This is a genomic window from Marinomonas ushuaiensis DSM 15871, from assembly GCF_000521805.1.
In the GTDB taxonomy this organism is placed as follows: Bacteria; Pseudomonadota; Gammaproteobacteria; order Pseudomonadales; family Marinomonadaceae; genus Marinomonas; species Marinomonas ushuaiensis.
Window position 1 is genome coordinate 212,029 of sequence record NZ_JAMB01000003.1, and the last position, 18,519, is coordinate 230,547.

Below are 18,519 nucleotides of genomic sequence, written 5' to 3' on the forward strand. Positions count from 1 at the left end.
ATAAATACCTAACGCCTCATTAAGAGACTGATAATAGTTTGCTATAATGTGTATCGAAGCGGAACCGAGCAAACTGTTAGCAGTCCTGCTTAAATGACTTGTTATATCTCGGGCTAAAAATAAACCTGATAAATATCAACTTTAAAGCCTTGAATGCTGGATGATTTAAGAAATGAAAAACCAGATCTTGTTGCAACTTTAATTGAAGGTACATTATTAGGATCTATTAACGCTGATATGTATTTCCGTTTTAATTTTACTTTACAGAAATCCACCACGCCTGAAGTAGCTTCCGATGCAAATCCTTTACCTTGTTGAGATAAAGATAATCGATAACTTACATGTAATAAATCTTCACCTTCTACTGAGTGAGAGTTTAGGCCACATATACCAATAAAAGCACTATCTGCTTTTGAAAAAATAGCCCATTGACCATAACCTTTAGTGTCGTATTGTTGTTTACAATTAGCTATATATTTTGTTATATCTTCGTCACTATGCACACCAACAATGGAGTATTTCATTATCTCTGGGTCTGACAAAACTAGGCGTAATGCTACAGAATCTTTGTCTGTAATTTCACAAATATATAACCTTTCAGTTTCGAAAACGCTCAAAATATACACCTTAGAGATATAACGCCTTGCTAAGTGCCAAAACGTCATGCGTCCGTCTTAAGCAATTTGTTATATGCGATTACGTACAACTTTAATTACTCTAAAATCATACGGAAGTATATTCCGTACTGCTGGAATTGTAGCGATCTGACTCCCGTGTAACTTATCAGAAGTTTTAACTTCAATAAACAAGACAACATCATTCTTTACCAAGGTAAGATCAGGCCATCCATTTCTGTAAGAATAAGGGTCTGTAGCAATCAATTTTGCTAGTGATATTAACACCCTAGTGTCCACTGTACGAAACATTGCCAAACCGAATTCAAGTGATAAATCTGAATATGCACTAGCTATAAATGGTTTTGAGATTATCTCTTGAAAATTATCTATAAATCGGCTTTCAGTCACACTTTCTATTGACGAAATTATGTCATCAGTTTTATTTTCTAGAATAATAAACTGTGCCTCTAGATACCTTGTACAGGCATCAGACCTACTTTGAAAAGTATTATGTTCAGCAAGTTTATCTAACATTAATGCCTTTAATATAGTTAATATACCGATCCCTTCTAGACATGAACCAATATAACCAAGTGATTTAAATTTTTCTAATAAAGCAGGTTCAGGTTTTCCAGTATAAGATAAATCAATAACCTCTAAATCAAGAGACATTTCTGAACATTGTTTTTTTAAGGGCATTTTAGAAATCGCATAATTTTTTCCAATTTCATTCAAACAATTATTATCATTTAATAAATGACGTTCTTTTAATGCCTTTAGAGTAGATTTATTAATACATGATTCTGATGACTTATCATATAATTCTAGAATCGAGTTATTCATTTGCTTCGTAAGTTTTTTCAAGAATACCTCATCTATCGGTAGCATATAACGCCCAATTAACAGGCAACTGTTTTTTGTCCTTGTTTAATTTCTTGTTAGGTTTTACTTACCAACCGCTCTTCGATTACCTTTAAATACTCACCTTCGGGTGTTTTCCAACTTTGTGGTCCACTGCGACTATTGCCTGCAACTAATGCAGCTGCATATGAAGATGAGCTCATAAGTTTATCTTTAACCAACAAATAAAAAGTACCTTTGTCTTCTAAAAGACCATCTGAGATCATTTGCTCTTTAATGAGTAAATTCTTTCCGGGCATACTAGGTGAAGATTTATGTGCTATTTGCGAGCCTTGTAAAAGTAAAAAACCGTCATCGGTAACTCTGCCTTGCGCAGTTACTTTATTAACTTTAAAGCTAAATTCATAATTTATTAGTGAGTCTTCTTTTGGCTCTACAATAGCTTGAGTAACTACAGAAGAAACAGACTCTAAAATTCTGTGACTTAAGCTACCTAGAACAATACGAATATTATCGACAAATTCTTCCATCGCTGCAGCGTCAGCGCGAGGAAGACTAGACTTCGTTGGTGTATTACTATTTTCTAATTCATACCTATCGGCTGACTTACTGATTTCTACGAGCCTTGCCTCTAGATATTTAATATGGCCTTTGGTTAAGTTTTCATCTTTACTTGTAAAGATTATTACCTCATTCCAAAATTCTTTTTTGCGATCATGATCTGCCAGTCGTTTAAATACGTCTTCAGATTCACCAATGTATGCAACGTTGTTATCACCCGCAGAATTCTCAAATAGAAAATATACGCCAGGTCGTTTTGATTCTTCCCATTTCCCTAATTCCGAAAATCGGCTTCGAGGACAAGCTAAAGCTTGACCAGACCAGTTAGCTATTTCAACATGACGTAATCCAGTCGGACTGCCATCAGCTAAAAATATTCTTATACTTCGACCAAACTTAGACATATTCTCGAAACTTCCTGTAAAACCTAACAGTTTAATAGTGCGCTTGCTCGTTTACACATTTTAAAAAACTCTAAATAATTCCATAAATTACTGAATTATACGTATTTTTAAAGTTATTCATAAAATCCAAAACTGAATAAACGAGCGTGCGCGTTATCACTTATTCCTACATTAAAAGCCAGCGCGTTATCTCAATGCTGGAAACTCTTATACATTGATACTAAAAGACTTTTTATTTATCTACCAGTATAAACACGCAAAACAATGATTATTTTTTAGACAAAACAAGCAAAAACTGGGAGCCAAAGAAATAGACTGTGTATTTACATCGTATTTTTTATTTACCAACAAGGAGTATGTGATGTCTGTTTTGCTCGCTTTTCATAAAACAATTGCCGGATTACGCCTCGTACCTCGTCTAGTCTGACCTACGATTTGGTGATGTGGTGTATTGTAGGTTTGACTAGGGAGGCACGACCGTAATCAAACACTGTGGGCGGTGGTTTTGTAAGTCGTGATTTATCGCGACTGGTGGCTTTTCTTGTCGGTCTAAAGGCGCGACTTACATCGAATACAAAAAAAGGACGCCTAAGCGTCCTTAAATAACCTATAACTAAATACTCTACTCGCTGGCGCGGTAAGAGTAAGTGGCGTTTAGTCGATATTGAATCCATTCTCCGCCGAGTATTGGTTCATACTTGGCTGGGTTTTCTGGAGTAGCGCAGCTTGGTACGCATTCCACTTTGGTTTCGTAGTCAGGTTCTACGAAGAATGGGAAGGAGTAACGATGTACATCTGTGGTTGAGGCTCGAACTCGATGGGCGGTAGAAACGTATTCGTCGTTCGTCCAATGCTGCATTAGGTCACCGATGTTGACGACGATGGCGTTTTCAATTGGTGTGGCATCAACCCATTCGTTGTCACGATTTTTAACTTGTAAACCACCGATTTGATCTTGCAGTAATAAGGTGACACAACCGTAGTCTGTGTGCGCGCCGGCGCCGTTATCATGTTCTGCATTGGGACGAGGTGGATAATGGATCATACGTAATACGGTCACATGGTTGGTAAAACCACTGGTGAAGAAGTTATCTTCTAGCGATAAAGCTTGCGCCATGGCCGTCATCAGTTTTTGCGCAACCGAAAAGGCTTCCACGTAATATTCTTGCAGCACTTCAACAGTCGTTGGGTCTGTTGGGTTTTGGTTTGGCCCATACATTTTTGGGTATTTCGCCGCCAGTGGATGATCTGCTGGAAAATCGAGTGCCATATCGAATGTTTCTTTCCAGTCTGCATGACCGTTTTCATCCAGTTGTTCTTCGCCAATGTTTCCGTAACCTCTGTGGTTAATGCTGTTTCGAATGTCGATAGCATCTTTCACGTCTTGTGGCTGAGCAAAAAAACGTTTTGCTTCTCGCATTAAGGCATTCATTAAAGGCACTGGAATACTGGTGTTTACAAGATAAAAGAACCCAATTTCACGACACGCGGTGTCTAATGTTTTGATTTCTTGTTGGCGAATTGAATCGCTTTCGTGGGTTAATTTTGCAAAATCTATTAAAGGAATAGACACTTTTTTCTCTCCTGATTGAGTTTATGTTCGTGAAGAAAGTTTCACTAATCGCGTGTGTTTTGGATTAAAACGCTTTAACCCGATTTCACAAAAATCAACAAAGATCATTTGCTTGCTACCTTGCTCTTGCCGTACAACAACACCTTGGCCGTATTGATCATGGCGCACTTTATCACCTGGTTTTAGTTGGTTGGTATTTTCTACTTTCTGTTTAAAAACCAGTTTAGGTGACGATGCTGTTGCTGCTAAATAACGCTGAAAAACAGCGCCTTTAGCCGTATTAATAGACGTTACTTGGACGTCTGTATTAGTTTGTTTTTTAAGGCTCCAAGCCTCACAAATTCGACTGACCGTATAAGGCTGTGCTTCAAAAACAAATCGAGAGAGTGATAAACTTTTTAATCCTTTACTGGGAATGTCGCCTTGTTTCAAATAGGTATATTCGTCGGCTGTTGGTGTTTCCAACAAAACGAGTTTCTTTTTCGCTCTAGTAATCGCCACATAAAACAAACGTCGCTCTGAGGCTAAATCACTGGCGGCTTGTTTATCAATCGCACTGAGGTCCTCATCGTAATAAGGGAATCGCCCTTCTTGTAAGCCAGTTAATAAGACCTGATCAAACTCCAACCCTTTTGACTTATGTATCGTCATTAAATGCACCCCATGGCTGACATCCGTTTGACGCTCATTCAGTTTAGCAAGTTGCTCTAGAATCGATTGAGCATCGCCACCAACACCACGAACATACGCCATAAAAGCATCACAGGTGGCAATTTTCTCTTGGGTTTGTATGTCTTTATTACTGGTGCTTTCGAAGTAACGGTAAATCCCTAATTTTTCTAATGTGTGCGCTAACCCTTGTGCGGGATCGTTTCGATAAATACCTAAACTGCGTAACCAATCGGCACGTTCGTATAATTTTTTCGCTCGCCAACCATCGGACGAATCCGCCAAGGTTTCAATGATCTGTGGCAATAAATGTGGTGATTGCTTAGCCTGTTGAATAAGCGTTTTACGTTGAGATAACGAACCACCAAGGCTGGGAATCATCAATAAATATTCGATGTCATCAGGGTGAAAAAACGCCTTGGCATTTTCTAAGCCGTTTGCCATCACTGCCAAATAGGCCATCAACATACGAATCTGTCGGTTTTCCAATAAAGGCGAATCACCGTGTAACTGATACGGCACACCTTTGTGCATTAACGCCAATTGTACTGGTACCATATCACTGTACAAACGCACTAAAACGGCAGTGTCATTGAGTGCGCGCCCTTCATCAACCCAGGCCTTTAATTCGCCTAATAACGCCTTGCCTGTCTTTGGCGCTCGTGCAAAAGAAACACGTGTTTGCTCTCCTGCACCAATCACTAACGCATCTGGATCATTTTCACTGATCACGCTCGATGCCATTAATCCAACCGAGTGACCAAATCGAAAGCTCATGCTTAATGGATAAGTAGTGACTTGCTCAAAATCCTCATCAAACTGTGTGGCCATGATTTCTGGGCTTGCGCCTCGCCATTCATAAATGCATTGTTGCACATCTCCGACAATCATCCATTGACAATTCTCAGGGTAAAGGCATTTTAAAAGTTCATATTGGCAAGGATTAATGTCTTGAAACTCGTCAATCAGCAAATAGCGAAACTCAGGAACTAGACCTCGAATCTGCATCCGTTCTGGCTCTGCTAACGCACCAATCAAATCGTGAGGATCACTTAATAAGTCGGCGAAAAATCTAATGTTGTTACGCTTACGGAGTTTTTCTAGCTCGTCAAATAACGCAGGAAAAAACTGTCTTTCTTTTGACCATCCAAGAGCATCAAAAACAACGTTCGCTGGTTGATCAGATGCTTTCACTTGGTCGATAAAAAGTAACACGTCTTCGAGCCAATCTTTTTCATCTTGCAGTGCGATTTTTTCGCCTTTGCGCACTAAGCGCTGCAAGGCTTCGCGTAGCATTTTTACTAAGCTGAAATCATCCGTAATCAATTTCGCAGGCGCTAGCCAGCCCTGCTGCTCTAATCGTCTACAAAACTTCATTCCAAACGCATGAAAAGTCATCACGCTGGGGGAACGAAAATGCCCTTTTGCTTTTAGCTGCTTACTTAAACGCTCGGTAAATTCTTCCTGTGCGCTTTTATTGAACATGAAGACGCCAATATGAGAAGGATCAACACCTTGCGCCAATAAATGCTCAATTCGTGAAATCAATGTCGTCGTTTTACCCGCACCTGCCACAGCAATGACTTTGGCAGGTGTAACAAGGTCATGATTAACAACATGAGCTTGCTCATTGGTTAGCAGAGCCTGCTGTTTCTTTCCATCAGGCTCTGCGTGAGTATGTATTTCATCGTGGGGTTGTATCAAAATAGTCGAGCCTAGTCTTCAAATAAGTGGCCACTTTCGCGAAAAGCAAGATGCTCTTTGCCTGCGATTTTAGCAATAGATTCACCACACACGACTAAACGTCGCTGTACTCTGGCAAAAAATACACCATTAGTACGGGCAATTAAAGGATAACGGGATGTGTCGACATCATCGTCCATTAGGTTAACCACTTCGCCAATCAACTCACCAACTTCAACCTCTTCGCCTATGGCTTTGTGATAACAAACAATACCTGCGCAAGGTGCTTTTACTAAGTCCATGGCATCTAATGGAAAGTACTCAACTTGGCTGTCATCAATAACAGGTAAATCGCCACCTACTACACCACGCAGCACCAAGTAAGAAAATAAAGCATCTGCATCTTGTTGAGCGAACTCATTAGAAATGTCATTCTCGCCGCGCAGTTCAACAGTTAAAGAGCGGCTTCCCCAAGGAATGAGATTTGAGTATTGGCCTTTTAAATCTCGCCACACACTGACATTGGTTTCATCAAAAGACGATGCGCCAGTTTCCACTTCAGACAAACCGACTCTAGCGCCAAGTAATGCTAATAAAGGCTTAAAATGCGACTCAAATTCTTGCGCCACATAAGCATGCATACTCGCCTCACCAGAACAGTGCAGGTCAATAACTTCATCCGCATCCATAGACAAGGCTAACAAGGTTTTTTTCATGCCTTGTAGTTCCGTTGTTTCCGGTAACAAAATTAATTCGTTTTGAATCGCTTTACGGATAAGCAATAAATTCTCGACGCTATCATCTGTGATATCGTCCTTAATTCGTTTCTCAACTTTCGCCCCTAATTGAGGCCAATTGCGATTGAAATTGCCGCCACCATCAGAAAAAGCAAAACGCCCCGGTATGTAACCATGAAAGTTTTGTGCTAAACCAATAGGATTAGCAACAGGAACAATAATAATTTCCCCTTGGATCAGACCTGCGTCATCTGCTTTTTTGAGTAATTTAATGAGCGTATTTAACACCAAAAAACCAGGCCATTCATCCGCATGAAGTCCTGCGTGAAAATACACTTTAGGGCGAGCACCAGCCTCACCAAAATGATGAGCTTTTAAAATACGTTGAGTGCCTGGTGTCGCACTAGGCAATACATGAGAATAAATTTGATAAGACATAACACCTCGGGTTTTGGGTTAAACTACTCGCCTTATTTGAGTGTGCGACATGGTACGCTAAATCTGAAAGTTAATAAAAACCTTCTCAGCAATAAAAGCTTTGTAATAATTGAACCTTATCAACGTCTAATGTTCATAACTTAATATTTTTAGGAGAAACGAATGAGAAAGTCGTTTGCAGCCGTCTCTATCACAGCCGCATTAGCGCTAGCCAGTTTACCCGCTCAAGCTTCTTGGCAAGACACTTTAGAAGAAGCCAAAGGCCAAACTGTTTACTTCAATGCATGGGGTGGCGCTGACAATATTAACGACTACATTCAATGGGCTGCAGATCGCATCAAAGACGAATACGACGTCACCCTTAAACAAGTTAAACTGACCGATACATCTGACGCGGTAAACCGTGTTCTTGCAGAAAAAGCCGCAGGCAAAAACAATAATGGCTCAATCGATTTAATTTGGCTTAACGGTGAAAACTTCCGAGCAATGAAAGACAACCAATTATTGTCTAAACCTTTCAGCCAATCTTTACCAAATTACATAAAGTACATTGATGAAAGTGCTCGTCAGAGCTTAACACTTGATTTTGGTACACCTGTCGAAGGCATGGAATCCCCTTGGGGCATGGCACAGGTCATTTTCATGCATGATACGGAAACGCTTCAAAATCCACCTAAGTCCATGCAAGCACTATTAACTTACGCACAAGCCAATCCTGGGCGGATTACTTATCCTGAGCCACCACAATTCCTCAGCTCTACCTTTTTGAAACAAGCTTTATACGAATTAACAGCGCACCGCAAAGCACTCTCTCAACCTGTAGACAGTGTCGACTTTGATACAATAACGACACCTTTGTGGGGATATCTTGATCAGCTCCATCAAGTCGCATGGCGTAACGGCCAAAACTTCCCTTCTAGTTCAGAAGAAATGATGCGTCTATTAGATGATCAAGAAATTGACGTGGCACTTAGCTTTGATATTTCCGCGGCGTCTGTTCAAATTGATAAAGGCAATCTACCTGACACAGTTCGCTCTTATGTATTTGATCAAGGCACAATTGGCAACACACACTTCCTGGCCATACCTTATAACAGTGGTGCTAATGCTGGTGCACAAGTTGTAGCAAACTTTATGCTTTCTCCTGAAGCTCAAGTTCGTAAGCAAGAGCCAACCGTTTGGGGCGATTTAAGTGTGCTGTCTTATGACAAACTATCAGAAAATGAGCAAGCTCAGTTTGATGATTTACCACGCGGCATTGCAACATTGAGCATTGAAGAACTTGGAAAAACATTGCCTGAACCACACAGTAGCTGGGTTGATGCATTGGAAACAGAATGGCGTCAGCGTTACGCACAATAGTGATGCGAACCCTATCTGTTCCTATATAAATACTAATTTACCAAACAACTATTTACTAATCAGTTAAGAAGTAAGATGCCACTTAAACACACACAATGGATTACAGCTTTAATTGCTGTTCTACTCACATTACCTGTTATCATTGGTTTGATTGGCACCTTGCTTCCTGCGTTTCAGTTTTTCCCACCACTTGGCGAATATCAATTTTCTACCGCACCTTGGCGAAATGTTTTTGCACAAGGCGAGTTTTATTCCAGCTTAAAACTTACTCTCATCACGGGAATTGGTGGACCATTACTGTCACTTTGGTTAGCCTTGTCCTTGTTAGCTTGGGGTTATGAGCGACCTTTTTTTCGTAAAATAGAAACCTTGCTGTCGCCTATTTTAGCGGTTCCTCATGCGGCTATTGCGATTGGGTTATTATTTTTATTAAGTCCATCCGGTTGGCTAGTTCGTATTTTTAGTCCTTGGTTGACTGGTTTTGATAGACCGCCAAATTGGATAACAGTACAAGATCCTTTCGGCCTTTCCCTTATCTTTGCTTTGATTATCAAAGAAATGCCCTACTTGCTGTTTGTTATGCTGGCAGCCATGAAGAGCATTAAAGCAAGAGAAAACATTCAAGCTTGCCAAGCACTTGGTTACAGCCGCTTTACTTTATGGCGAAAAGTTTTAATTCCTCAGCTTTATCCTATTATCCGTTTACCGATTTTTATCGTTGTCGCCTTTAGCCTTACTGTTGTGGATTTGGCTTTGGTTATCGGCCCAAATACGCCTTCGACCCTAGCTGTCACTTTATATCGTTGGTTCAATGACCCAGATTTATCCATGCGCTTTATGGCAAGTGCAGGCGCCACGTTTTTAATGGTGACCATTGTTCTTGTATTAGGCGGATGGGAAATCGCACATAGAGCATTCAGCGCCTTCACACGATGCGAACGAAGTGATGGTAAACGTAAAGGCATAACTGATATTTTATTAGGTGCTGGCGTTGTGTTCGGTTTAGTGACGCTCTTAAATGCTTTTGCTGCTTTAGCCTTGTTACCTATTTGGTCTTTAGCGAAACGCTGGCGTTTTCCTGATGCGTTACCATCTACATGGACATGGGACAATATAGAACGTGCGACGCCATTATTAATAGAACTTACATCCAATACCTTACTGATTGCTTTTTCCGCTACATTGATTGCCTGTGCGGCCAGTTTGTTCATGCTAGAAACGAAACGCCAAAGCATGGCCAAATCAAACAAAGCCTCCCAGCAACACGCTTTTGATTGGCTAATTTATGTGCCTATCTTGCTCCCACAAATTGGTTTCTTATTTGGGCTGCATGTTTTACTCATTTATCTAAACCTAAATGGCAGTATTTGCGCCATCATCGCATTGCATCTTATGTATGTACTGCCGTATGTTTATCTCACATTAAAAGGCCCTTACTTGGCTTATAATGAAAACTATTTATTACAAGCTAATCGATTAAATAACCGTCCTTGGCGTCATTACTTTATTATTAAAATAGCCATGCTGAAACCCGCGTTGTTTACGGCTTTCGCTATGGGATTTTCCGTGAGTATTGCTCAGTATTTACCAACTCTCATTGCAGGTGAAGGCCGACACAGTACATTGACAACAGAAGCCATCGCACAAGCGGCATCGGGTGATAGAAAACAAGTTGGCAGTATGGCATTGTTACAGGCGCTCTTCCCTGTCATTGTATTTTGGTTAGCTCAAATCATTCCAACTCGTTGGACAAAATGGCGACTTGCCATGAAGAACTTTTTTCAAAAAGGATAAATTGTGCTCAGCGTAAAAGGTTTTACTCTGTCATCCACTGACAAAACTCTTATTAGAGACCTAAGCTTTGACATTGCTGACGGCCAAGTATTATCCATCATGGGTCCAAGCGGCATTGGTAAATCCAGCTTGTTGCATTTTCTAAGTGGTACCTTGTCTCATTCCCTAACGGCAACGGGTGAGGCTTTCCTTAACGATGATGCACTTCACACAAAACCAACCGAAGCTCGCAAAGTGGGATTATTGCAACAAATGCCCTTGTTGTTTCCTCACATGAGCATTATTGAAAATCTTCTCTTCGCTATTCCTGCCGATGTCACAAAAGAAACACGCCGCGAACTGATTCGAAATGCTTTAGAAAAGCTGGGCATGTCAGATAAAGCCAACGCCATGCCTAAAGAACTGTCTGGCGGCCAGCAAGCTCGTGTTGCCCTGCTTCGTACTTTACTCGCCAAACCTGACTATCTTTTACTGGACGAACCCTTTAGCAAGCTTGACCCTGCCCTGAGGCGTGACGTGCGAGCATTTGTTCTGGCGGAAATCCGTCAAGCCAACATCCCTGCATTACTTGTTACACACGATTCTGAAGATGCCAAGGCTATGGCTGGGAAATGTTTGGAAATAGATGCAGCGAAATAAAGTGAACCTAAAGCAACACGTATGTCTAAATTAACCACTGAGTTTGCAATCGCAAAACCTAGCTAAAACATATGCTAGAGGCTGATGATTCTGGAAATTATGATTTGTATATCAAACATTTTGAATTAAAAGACCTGATTGGTTTCACCAAAGAACGCTTTGAAAGTGATGTTAAGCAGATGCATGAAAAAATGGCATCTGGTATTTAAACAATGCTTCGGTTCATTAAGCTAAACCAACCCTTAAACATGGATTAAGAGACAATACTTAAAGCAACACTTTAGTTCTCTGATCTATTTTATAAATGGCTTTTTTCACATCATCTACATGTGTCAGGTTAATAATATGACTGGCGCCTTCTAACATAATGACTTCTACCTTCGATGATTTAAATATTTCAGGGGCTTTGGTCGCACTACCAGGGCGAACCAAGGTGTCATCTGTACCTTGTAGAACCGTGATGGGCATAGTAATAGCAGCAAACTGGGCTTGTAGATTTTCTAAGCTTGGACGAATAGCCAACACTTCATTATTAGAGTTCATCCACATATTGGGGAGTAAAAAATCCGGCACCCAATCCAACACATAATTAAACCATCGCGCCTCTGACAATACGGGATCTAGATCTCCTGCTAAAACAATGACACTCTTAACATAATTTGGATAATCTGCCGCTAACTTAGGGACTAACGAACCACCAAGGGAATGCCCAATCACGATGATTTTTTGTTGATTATTTGCTTGCCAAATTTCTTCTAAGATAGGCTCAATCAAACGCGACTGATCGCTAAGCGAAACAGGAAATTCGTCGTCAGGATAGCTAGATTCACCCCAACCAGGCCGGTCAATTGAATGCATTTTAAAGTCTTTTCTAAGAGCCGAATCCTCAAAGTATCGTGCAAAGGTTCCCCAACTTCCCGGTGTGCCATGCACAAACACAAGACTGGTTTTTTGTACCTCTGGATTTATATTGACACTTTTCTCACCTAAATTTGCTTGTTCAAAAGGTGAAGGCTGACTGGCAACATAATGAAGCTGGTAATTGTCTTGTTTGATGATGTGATTCGTAATCAAACCAGCCGCATTCATCACACGCCCAGCAATGATTTTATTATTATCAATTTCATTGTTTTTATCCAATTCGCTATCGACAGAACAAGCACTTATAAAAAAGACAGCAAAGGCAAGAATGCCTATACGGTAACAACTAGGTTTAAACGTCATGGAAGTGTTTACTCATTGAATTAAGATCACAAAACAGCAATATGTTTATTAGACGTTAGAGAATTTTAAAAATTACAGTTCATCCTAAAAACGATTTATCTTAAAACAGCCGACGTTAGTTAATGACCCACCACCCTTTGAATCAATACTTCATAGTTGGAAAGTAACAGGTCCGATTGATATTGATTCACTTGTGGTGCTGGTGTTTTATTTTCAATCAGTTTTTGAATGAGATCTACGGCGTATTTGGCTTCTTGCTTTGGATTACTAATATCACTTTGATATAAATACTCGTCACCAAATAGTTCTGGGTAAACTTGGCGATTCGGTAAAACAGGAACACACCCAAGAGCAACCGCTTCTAACACTGCAAGACCTTGAAATTCGTGTAACGCCGTAGATAAAACAAGATCTGATGAACCAAGAAACGCTAAATAGTCCTCTCTGTTTTCGGCAAAACCAAATTGTCTAATACGATGAAAATACTGCGTTTTAATTTGTTCGAATTCTTTTGGAATCGAGCGAAATTGCTCTCCAAGAATCGCAATTTCATACGCTATCGAACGCGCTTCTAACTCTTCTAAAATAGCCAATAGTCGATCTGGCCCTTTGTCGAACTCCCAACGGGCCGACCAAACCAACTTAACGCTATCAGTACCGGATTTTTCAATTCTATTTTGCTGTTCCATTGAATCTAGTGGGACAGGCAGTATTTTAGATTTTGCTTCTGTATTGATAAGCCAATCTGGCGATACATAGTCAGGCAGTTTTTTTAATAACGCCCGTGCACCATCAAAGAATGAATCTTGATTGAATCGACTGTTAAACACACATAAGTCTGCGGCCAAAGCACTGTATAAAGTGACCATTTGCATTTCTATCAAACCTTGCTGCTTATCACTGGCTGGATAAGCAAACTGGTTCTCATGGAAGTACAGCAACCAAGGAATGTTTTGCAAATCAGGACAAAACGCTTTTAAACCAACACAGTCCGTCATTGATGTCGCAATAACAAGATCGTAAGGCTTTTCTAATGCGCTTTTAAATTTAGGATCAAAAGCAAAACTCATCGCATTCCCACGGATTCGCCATGCAAAATGACGTGCGGGCAAAGATAAGTATTCCCAACGGTGCTGATTCAAACCATTCATTAAGGTGTTCGCCCACGCTTTGTGGCTGCTCGCTTCATAGGCGCTAATCAACAAAATTCGCACGTTCCCGTTTCCTTTTTGCCTTAATTTTTATTTGCTTTATTGTCGCTGGCTCGCGGGTCGAATATCATGGTGAAAAATTCAGAATTATTAAAGGTTTACTATGATCATCCAACATCACGATCAAGATATTAACACGCCAACAGGCACCATGCGCTGTACTGTTTATCGTCCTCAAGCTGAAGGTCGCTTTCCTTGTATTTTCTTTTATTCTGAAATATTTCAACAGACGGCCCCCATTGCTCGTTCTGCTGCAATCATGGCGGGCCATGGTTTTGTGGTAATTGTTCCTGAAGTCTTTCATGAACTAAATCCAATCGGTACCGTATTGGGTTATGACGATGAAGGTAAAGACAAAGGCAACGCAGATAAATTCACTAAAACACTAGAAGCGCATGACAGCGACACAGTTGCGATGATCAGTTATTTCGAACAGGAAGATTATTGCACTGGACAGTTTGGCTCTATGGGCGTTTGCCTTGGCGGTCATTTGGCTTATCGAGCTGCGTTGAATCCTTGTATTCAAGGCGCTTTCTGCTTATACGCCACAGACATTCATTCAAACACGATTCCTTGTGATGAAGGCAATGACTCTTTCACTCGAACCAATGAGATTGAAGGTGAAATTACGATGGTGTGGGGCAAACAAGACCCGCACGTTTCAACGCAAGGTCGTCAGAAAATTTACCAACAATTGATCGACACGGACCGTTCATTCACTTGGCATGAATTCAACGGTCAACATGCCTTTATGCGCGACGAAGGCAATCGATATGATCCTGCCCTCGCTTTAGAATGCTACAACAAAGCGGTTGCCTTCTTTCAGCGCACCCTTCGTTTAGCCTAACAATTCAAAAGCAGTTTTAATCTAAGAAAACAGTGTCAGTCTAATAAGGTGACGCGAGCTTATTGCTCGCCTCGCCACATTGGCGTCATGGCGCATTCACCCAGCTCACCCGAAATCCACATTTCACCGTCTTGTATTGTGACGTTAAGCTGCATAGAACGAGTACAGATTTTAGCTAAGGCTTGTACCTGTGATTCTGGAAACTGCAAGACACGCAGATTATTAAAACGACTGGTTTTACTTTTATTCTGATCCCACCAAATATCGGACTTGTCATTATAATTAACCACCACCACATTATGAGCGCGACCACAGGCTTTACGTAAACGCTTTTCATCTGGCTGCCCTAACTCAATCCAAAGTAACACTTCATCAGAATAGTTTTTTTGCCACAGATCGGGCTCATCTTCTGTGCTAATGCCTTTTGTGAAACTAAGTTGCTCGCCACCTTCTTTTTCATCAGCCAACAAAGCAAACACGGCCAAACGCACCATCATGCGCTCTTCTGTTTCAGAAGGATGTAACGCCAAGGTTAAGTCATAGCTTTGATAATGGTTTCGATCCATATCGGATACTTGTACCGATGCTTTGTAAACAGTTGCTTTAGTCGCCATTGGAGTCACTTACTACACTTATTAAATTTAAGAAAAGGACAATAAAATTCGCGACGAATTATACAGTAAAAAATACATACTATGTGTTTATCTAAAAACTGTTTTAATGATCAATAGAAGTTTCATGATCTTGCAACAAATCACTTTCTGTAACCTGCCCTTTAGTCGCGGATGAAATTCGCCGAATATACTTGGCAGGAGAACGTTTATGAATATGAAGCCAATTCCATACATGAGCTTGCTTTACTCCTAAAATCTGAGCAAGTGCTGTTTGACTTCCTACAATTTTAACGGCTTTCTCAATTGCTGACATACCACCTCCATTAACAATTTTTATTGTATATAATGACAGTTTTTATTGTTTGTCAAATACAGATAAAGTTGTAATTATCGGCTCATGACAATTGCCGATCGCGTTAAAGAAAAAAGAGCTGAATTAGGACTGACTCAAGCAGAGTTAGCGAAGCGTGTCGGTATTTCGCAACAGTCGTTACAAAAAATCGAAGATGGAGGAACTCAAAACCCTCGAAAGCTCCTAAACCTTGCAAAAGAACTTAAATGCACCCCTGAATGGTTACAACTGGGTTATATTGGTGAAGTAAGAGAAAACGCATCATCATACCTTGATAACATTGCTTATCAAGGTCACTTCAACAAACGCCCTGTTATCAGAGACATTCAAAGCATTGATTGGTCTAAAGCTAATGACTTTAATAGCCAAGAAGAATGGTTAGAAGTTTCAAGCGGAACATCGCAAGATGCTTTTTGGTTGACTGTTTCAGGAGACAGTATGATGTCCACTTCAGGTATAAGTATTTCTGAGAAGCACCTAATACTCGTCGAACCACAACAAACCGCACACAACGGTGATATGGTTATCGTACGAATGAAAGACAGAAATGAAGTGGCATTTAAAAAACTGGTTATAGATACTGGTCTTATTTACCTTGCCTCTTTAAATTCTAGTTATCGCCCAATTGAAATGACAGACAACTTTTCCTTTATAGGAATTGTAAAAGAAGCAAGACTTCTTCTTTAAGCTATTTACAAAAGCCTGCCTAAATACTACCTTTACGCCTTATATGAAAAAGTTATATAACTACAACTTAATAATTGACAATAAACAAATAAAACTGTAATCATTATGTGTCAACAACAATCAAAGGAGTGAATTATGTTAGTCATTACACGACGCATAGGAGAAACCATCAATATCGGAGACGATACGGAAGTCACAATATTAGACGTTAAAGGTAGCCAAGTTCGTATAGGCATAAAAGCCCCTAAAGAGGTTGCCGTCCATCGCGAAGAGATTTACAACCGTATTAAAGAAGGCGATGCTACAGAGTCAAAGCCTTAATAAAAAAGAGCATCTTTAGGTCTAGAAATTAAAGCACAACCTTTTGTATAGAATTTACAAAAGTTTCTCTCTCGATTGAGTAGGTCAATTTTAGCTAGTCGGATCTGAGATGGTTTAGTCGATCCAGCTTCGCGTTATTTTCGCCTTATCAAAAAATCAGCATTAAAGTTTACCTTAGCAAGCCTTAGTGCTGATTCGCATTCACCTAAAAACCACTTATAACATCTCGATAATTTATAGGAATATCTACCAGTACCCGAGAACCTTCCACCAAAGTCCGCCAACAACACCCCAAACACTTAAATTGACGACACTCATAATAAACCCCATCACCCACCAATTTTCCATAGAAACATACCCTGACCCAAAAATAATTGGTGACGTTCCTGTTGCATAGTGTGTTAGTGACATCATTAAAGAAGAAGCGCCAGCGAGTAATAAACCAAGATATAAAGGTGGTGCACCTAACGCTAAACCAGCGGCATAAAAAGCCGCAAACATTGCTGTAATATGTGCTGTTGTACTGGCAAAAAAGTAATGAGCATAAAAATAGACCCCAACCAAAATGATGACAGAAACAGCCCAATTAAATCCTAATTGTTCAATATTGCTTTCAACGACACCCGAAAACCAAGCAACTAAACCCAACTCGTTTAAAAAAGTTGCCATCATCACTAATGCAGAAAACCAAACAACAGTATCCCAAGCAGACTTTTCTTTAAGTACATCCTCCCAGCTCAAAACCCCACTCACCAATAAAACCGACAAACCTAAAAAAGCAACAGCGGTTGTATTAACCGCATAAGCAGCACCAAATATCATGGCTGGCACACCAGCCCAAAGAACAAGTAAAAGAGCAAAAACACCAATCATCACCTTTTCACCGTATGCCATTGGCCCCATTTCAGCGAGTTTTGACTCTGCATAGCCTTTAGCATCTGGCGTATTTTTAATTTCTGGCGGATAGACTGCATAAACAACCAAAGGTACAAGGGCAATACAAACCAAACCAGGCAAAAGCGCAGCAAGCGCCCAAGTACCCCATGTAATACTAATACTCGAACCGGTAGCGTCGGCAATAAGCTTCACGATTAAAGGGTTAGGTGCCGTTGCTGTAATAAACATCGCAGATGTAATTGGATTGATATGGTAATTCACTAGTGCAAGATAGTGGCCTATTTTACGAGATGTACCTTCTTCTGGAGAAGAACCAAAACTGGTAGCAATAGACTTCATAATAGGATGAATAATACCACCACCACGAGCTGTATTACTTGGTGTTACAGGAGCGATAACCAATTCAGAAAGCGCTAAAGCATAACCAATACCAATAGTTTTTCGACCGAATAAAGAAATAAAATAATACCCTACCCGATTCCCCAGGCCTGTTTTCGCCAATCCCCGTGAAATAATAATTGCGACACCAATCAACCAAATCAATGAATTGGAAAAACCGCTCAAAGCGTCTTTGATTGCACCAGATGAACTGTCACTGGTGACACCAGTCAGTGCAACTAAGGTAATTGCCAAAATGGCAATTGCACCAATTGGCATAGCTTTACCAATAATGGCAACAACAGTACCAATAAATAATGCCAATAAATGCCATGCATTTGATGTTACGCCTTCGGGATTAGGGATGACAAACCAGAACAATAGAATTATAAAAACAGAAATGAGTCCGGGAACAACTCGAATGTCAGTAGTTTTCATTTCGGCACCTTACATTACAGAAAATCGTATATTAAAAACATCAAAAAACGCTAGCTTTAATAGTAGCTCACTGCAGTATAGTAAAAGCTGATGCACATCATACAAATAAGAGAGGGCGAGCTGTCAGGTTATGCTTGTTATTATCAACAACAATAACCACCTAAGATTTAGACTATTTCAGAACATAGGACATAAAAAAAAGCCGCTATAAA

At 40.2% G+C, this 18,519-nt stretch carries 18 protein-coding genes; 7 read left to right on the top strand and 11 right to left on the bottom strand.

Features of this window, described 5'->3' with window-relative positions:
* Nucleotides 1-113 precede the first annotated feature (113 nt).
* The 6 genes from MUS1_RS05675 to MUS1_RS05700 form a co-directional block, all read right to left on the bottom strand.
* A complete protein-coding gene (locus MUS1_RS05675; protein ID WP_051436132.1) occupies nucleotides 114-617 on the bottom strand; it encodes a GNAT family N-acetyltransferase in 504 nt (167 codons plus the stop codon).
* 69 nt (nucleotides 618-686) lie between these two features.
* The gene (locus MUS1_RS05680; protein ID WP_036160020.1) at nucleotides 687-1,505 is read right to left on the bottom strand and encodes a VRR-NUC domain-containing protein; all 819 of its coding nucleotides are present in this window, start codon (nucleotides 1,503-1,505) and stop codon (nucleotides 687-689) included.
* Between the two features lie 50 nt (nucleotides 1,506-1,555).
* Nucleotides 1,556-2,443, bottom strand: a complete 888-nt coding sequence (locus tag MUS1_RS05685) for a GIY-YIG nuclease family protein (protein WP_036160022.1) — start codon at nucleotides 2,441-2,443, stop codon at nucleotides 1,556-1,558.
* Nucleotides 2,444-3,065: 622 nt separating this feature from the next.
* Nucleotides 3,066-4,016 (bottom strand): isopenicillin N synthase family dioxygenase, encoded by a 951-nt coding sequence (locus MUS1_RS05690; protein ID WP_036160023.1) that lies wholly within the window; start codon nucleotides 4,014-4,016, stop codon nucleotides 3,066-3,068.
* Between the two features lie 21 nt (nucleotides 4,017-4,037).
* Nucleotides 4,038-6,389 carry an ATP-dependent helicase gene (locus tag MUS1_RS05695; RefSeq protein ID WP_245595757.1) on the bottom strand — a complete coding sequence of 784 codons (2,352 nt, stop codon included), beginning with the start codon at nucleotides 6,387-6,389 and terminating at the stop codon, nucleotides 4,038-4,040.
* 11 nt (nucleotides 6,390-6,400) lie between these two features.
* Nucleotides 6,401-7,543: a succinylglutamate desuccinylase/aspartoacylase family protein gene (locus MUS1_RS05700; RefSeq protein ID WP_036160025.1), complete on the bottom strand. Its 1,143-nt coding sequence runs from the start codon at nucleotides 7,541-7,543 to the stop codon at nucleotides 6,401-6,403.
* A gap of 162 nt (nucleotides 7,544-7,705) precedes the next feature.
* Between MUS1_RS05700 and MUS1_RS05705 the strand changes: the two genes are divergently transcribed.
* From MUS1_RS05705 to MUS1_RS16055, 4 genes are all read left to right on the top strand, one after another.
* Nucleotides 7,706-8,905, top strand: coding sequence for an ABC transporter substrate-binding protein (locus MUS1_RS05705; RefSeq protein ID WP_036160027.1), 1,200 nt, complete (start codon nucleotides 7,706-7,708; stop codon nucleotides 8,903-8,905).
* 75 nt (nucleotides 8,906-8,980) lie between these two features.
* Nucleotides 8,981-10,699 carry an ABC transporter permease gene (locus MUS1_RS05710; RefSeq protein WP_036160029.1) on the top strand — a complete coding sequence of 573 codons (1,719 nt, stop codon included), beginning with the start codon at nucleotides 8,981-8,983 and terminating at the stop codon, nucleotides 10,697-10,699.
* Nucleotides 10,700-10,702: 3 nt separating this feature from the next.
* The gene (locus MUS1_RS05715) at nucleotides 10,703-11,338 is read left to right on the top strand and encodes an ATP-binding cassette domain-containing protein (protein ID WP_036160031.1); all 636 of its coding nucleotides are present in this window, start codon (nucleotides 10,703-10,705) and stop codon (nucleotides 11,336-11,338) included.
* Nucleotides 11,339-11,409: 71 nt separating this feature from the next.
* Nucleotides 11,410-11,547 carry a hypothetical protein gene (locus tag MUS1_RS16055; RefSeq protein WP_156924863.1) on the top strand — a complete coding sequence of 46 codons (138 nt, stop codon included), beginning with the start codon at nucleotides 11,410-11,412 and terminating at the stop codon, nucleotides 11,545-11,547.
* A gap of 58 nt (nucleotides 11,548-11,605) precedes the next feature.
* Here the strand turns inward: MUS1_RS16055 and MUS1_RS05720 are convergent, their stop codons facing one another.
* Both MUS1_RS05720 and MUS1_RS05725 read right to left on the bottom strand, forming a co-directional pair.
* Complete coding sequence (locus MUS1_RS05720; RefSeq protein ID WP_036160033.1) at nucleotides 11,606-12,562, bottom strand: alpha/beta fold hydrolase; 957 nt, start codon at nucleotides 12,560-12,562, stop codon at nucleotides 11,606-11,608.
* Nucleotides 12,563-12,681: 119 nt separating this feature from the next.
* Entirely contained in the window at nucleotides 12,682-13,776 is a 1,095-nt protein-coding gene (locus MUS1_RS05725) for a tRNA-queuosine alpha-mannosyltransferase domain-containing protein (RefSeq protein WP_036160035.1), read from the bottom strand.
* Between the two features lie 100 nt (nucleotides 13,777-13,876).
* Between MUS1_RS05725 and MUS1_RS05730 the strand changes: the two genes are divergently transcribed.
* On the top strand, nucleotides 13,877-14,620 hold the full coding sequence (locus MUS1_RS05730) for a dienelactone hydrolase family protein (protein WP_036160037.1): 744 nt from the start codon (nucleotides 13,877-13,879) through the stop codon (nucleotides 14,618-14,620).
* A 59-nt stretch (nucleotides 14,621-14,679) separates the two neighbouring features.
* Here MUS1_RS05730 and MUS1_RS05735 read toward each other — a convergent pair whose 3' ends face one another.
* Together MUS1_RS05735 and MUS1_RS05740 are read right to left on the bottom strand one after the other, a co-directional pair.
* The gene (locus MUS1_RS05735) at nucleotides 14,680-15,234 is read right to left on the bottom strand and encodes a YaeQ family protein (RefSeq protein WP_036160039.1); all 555 of its coding nucleotides are present in this window, start codon (nucleotides 15,232-15,234) and stop codon (nucleotides 14,680-14,682) included.
* 103 nt (nucleotides 15,235-15,337) lie between these two features.
* Nucleotides 15,338-15,547 carry a helix-turn-helix domain-containing protein gene (locus MUS1_RS05740; protein WP_036160041.1) on the bottom strand — a complete coding sequence of 70 codons (210 nt, stop codon included), beginning with the start codon at nucleotides 15,545-15,547 and terminating at the stop codon, nucleotides 15,338-15,340.
* An 84-nt stretch (nucleotides 15,548-15,631) separates the two neighbouring features.
* On the opposite strand from MUS1_RS05740, the gene MUS1_RS05745 reads away from it, so the two are divergent.
* Nucleotides 15,632-16,273 carry a LexA family protein gene (locus MUS1_RS05745; RefSeq protein WP_036160043.1) on the top strand — a complete coding sequence of 214 codons (642 nt, stop codon included), beginning with the start codon at nucleotides 15,632-15,634 and terminating at the stop codon, nucleotides 16,271-16,273.
* 135 nt (nucleotides 16,274-16,408) lie between these two features.
* Nucleotides 16,409-16,594 carry a carbon storage regulator CsrA gene (gene csrA / locus MUS1_RS05750; protein WP_036160045.1) on the top strand — a complete coding sequence of 62 codons (186 nt, stop codon included), beginning with the start codon at nucleotides 16,409-16,411 and terminating at the stop codon, nucleotides 16,592-16,594.
* 246 nt (nucleotides 16,595-16,840) lie between these two features.
* Here the strand turns inward: csrA and MUS1_RS05755 are convergent, their stop codons facing one another.
* Nucleotides 16,841-18,307: an anion permease gene (locus tag MUS1_RS05755; protein WP_036160047.1), complete on the bottom strand. Its 1,467-nt coding sequence runs from the start codon at nucleotides 18,305-18,307 to the stop codon at nucleotides 16,841-16,843.
* Nucleotides 18,308-18,519 lie beyond the last annotated feature (212 nt).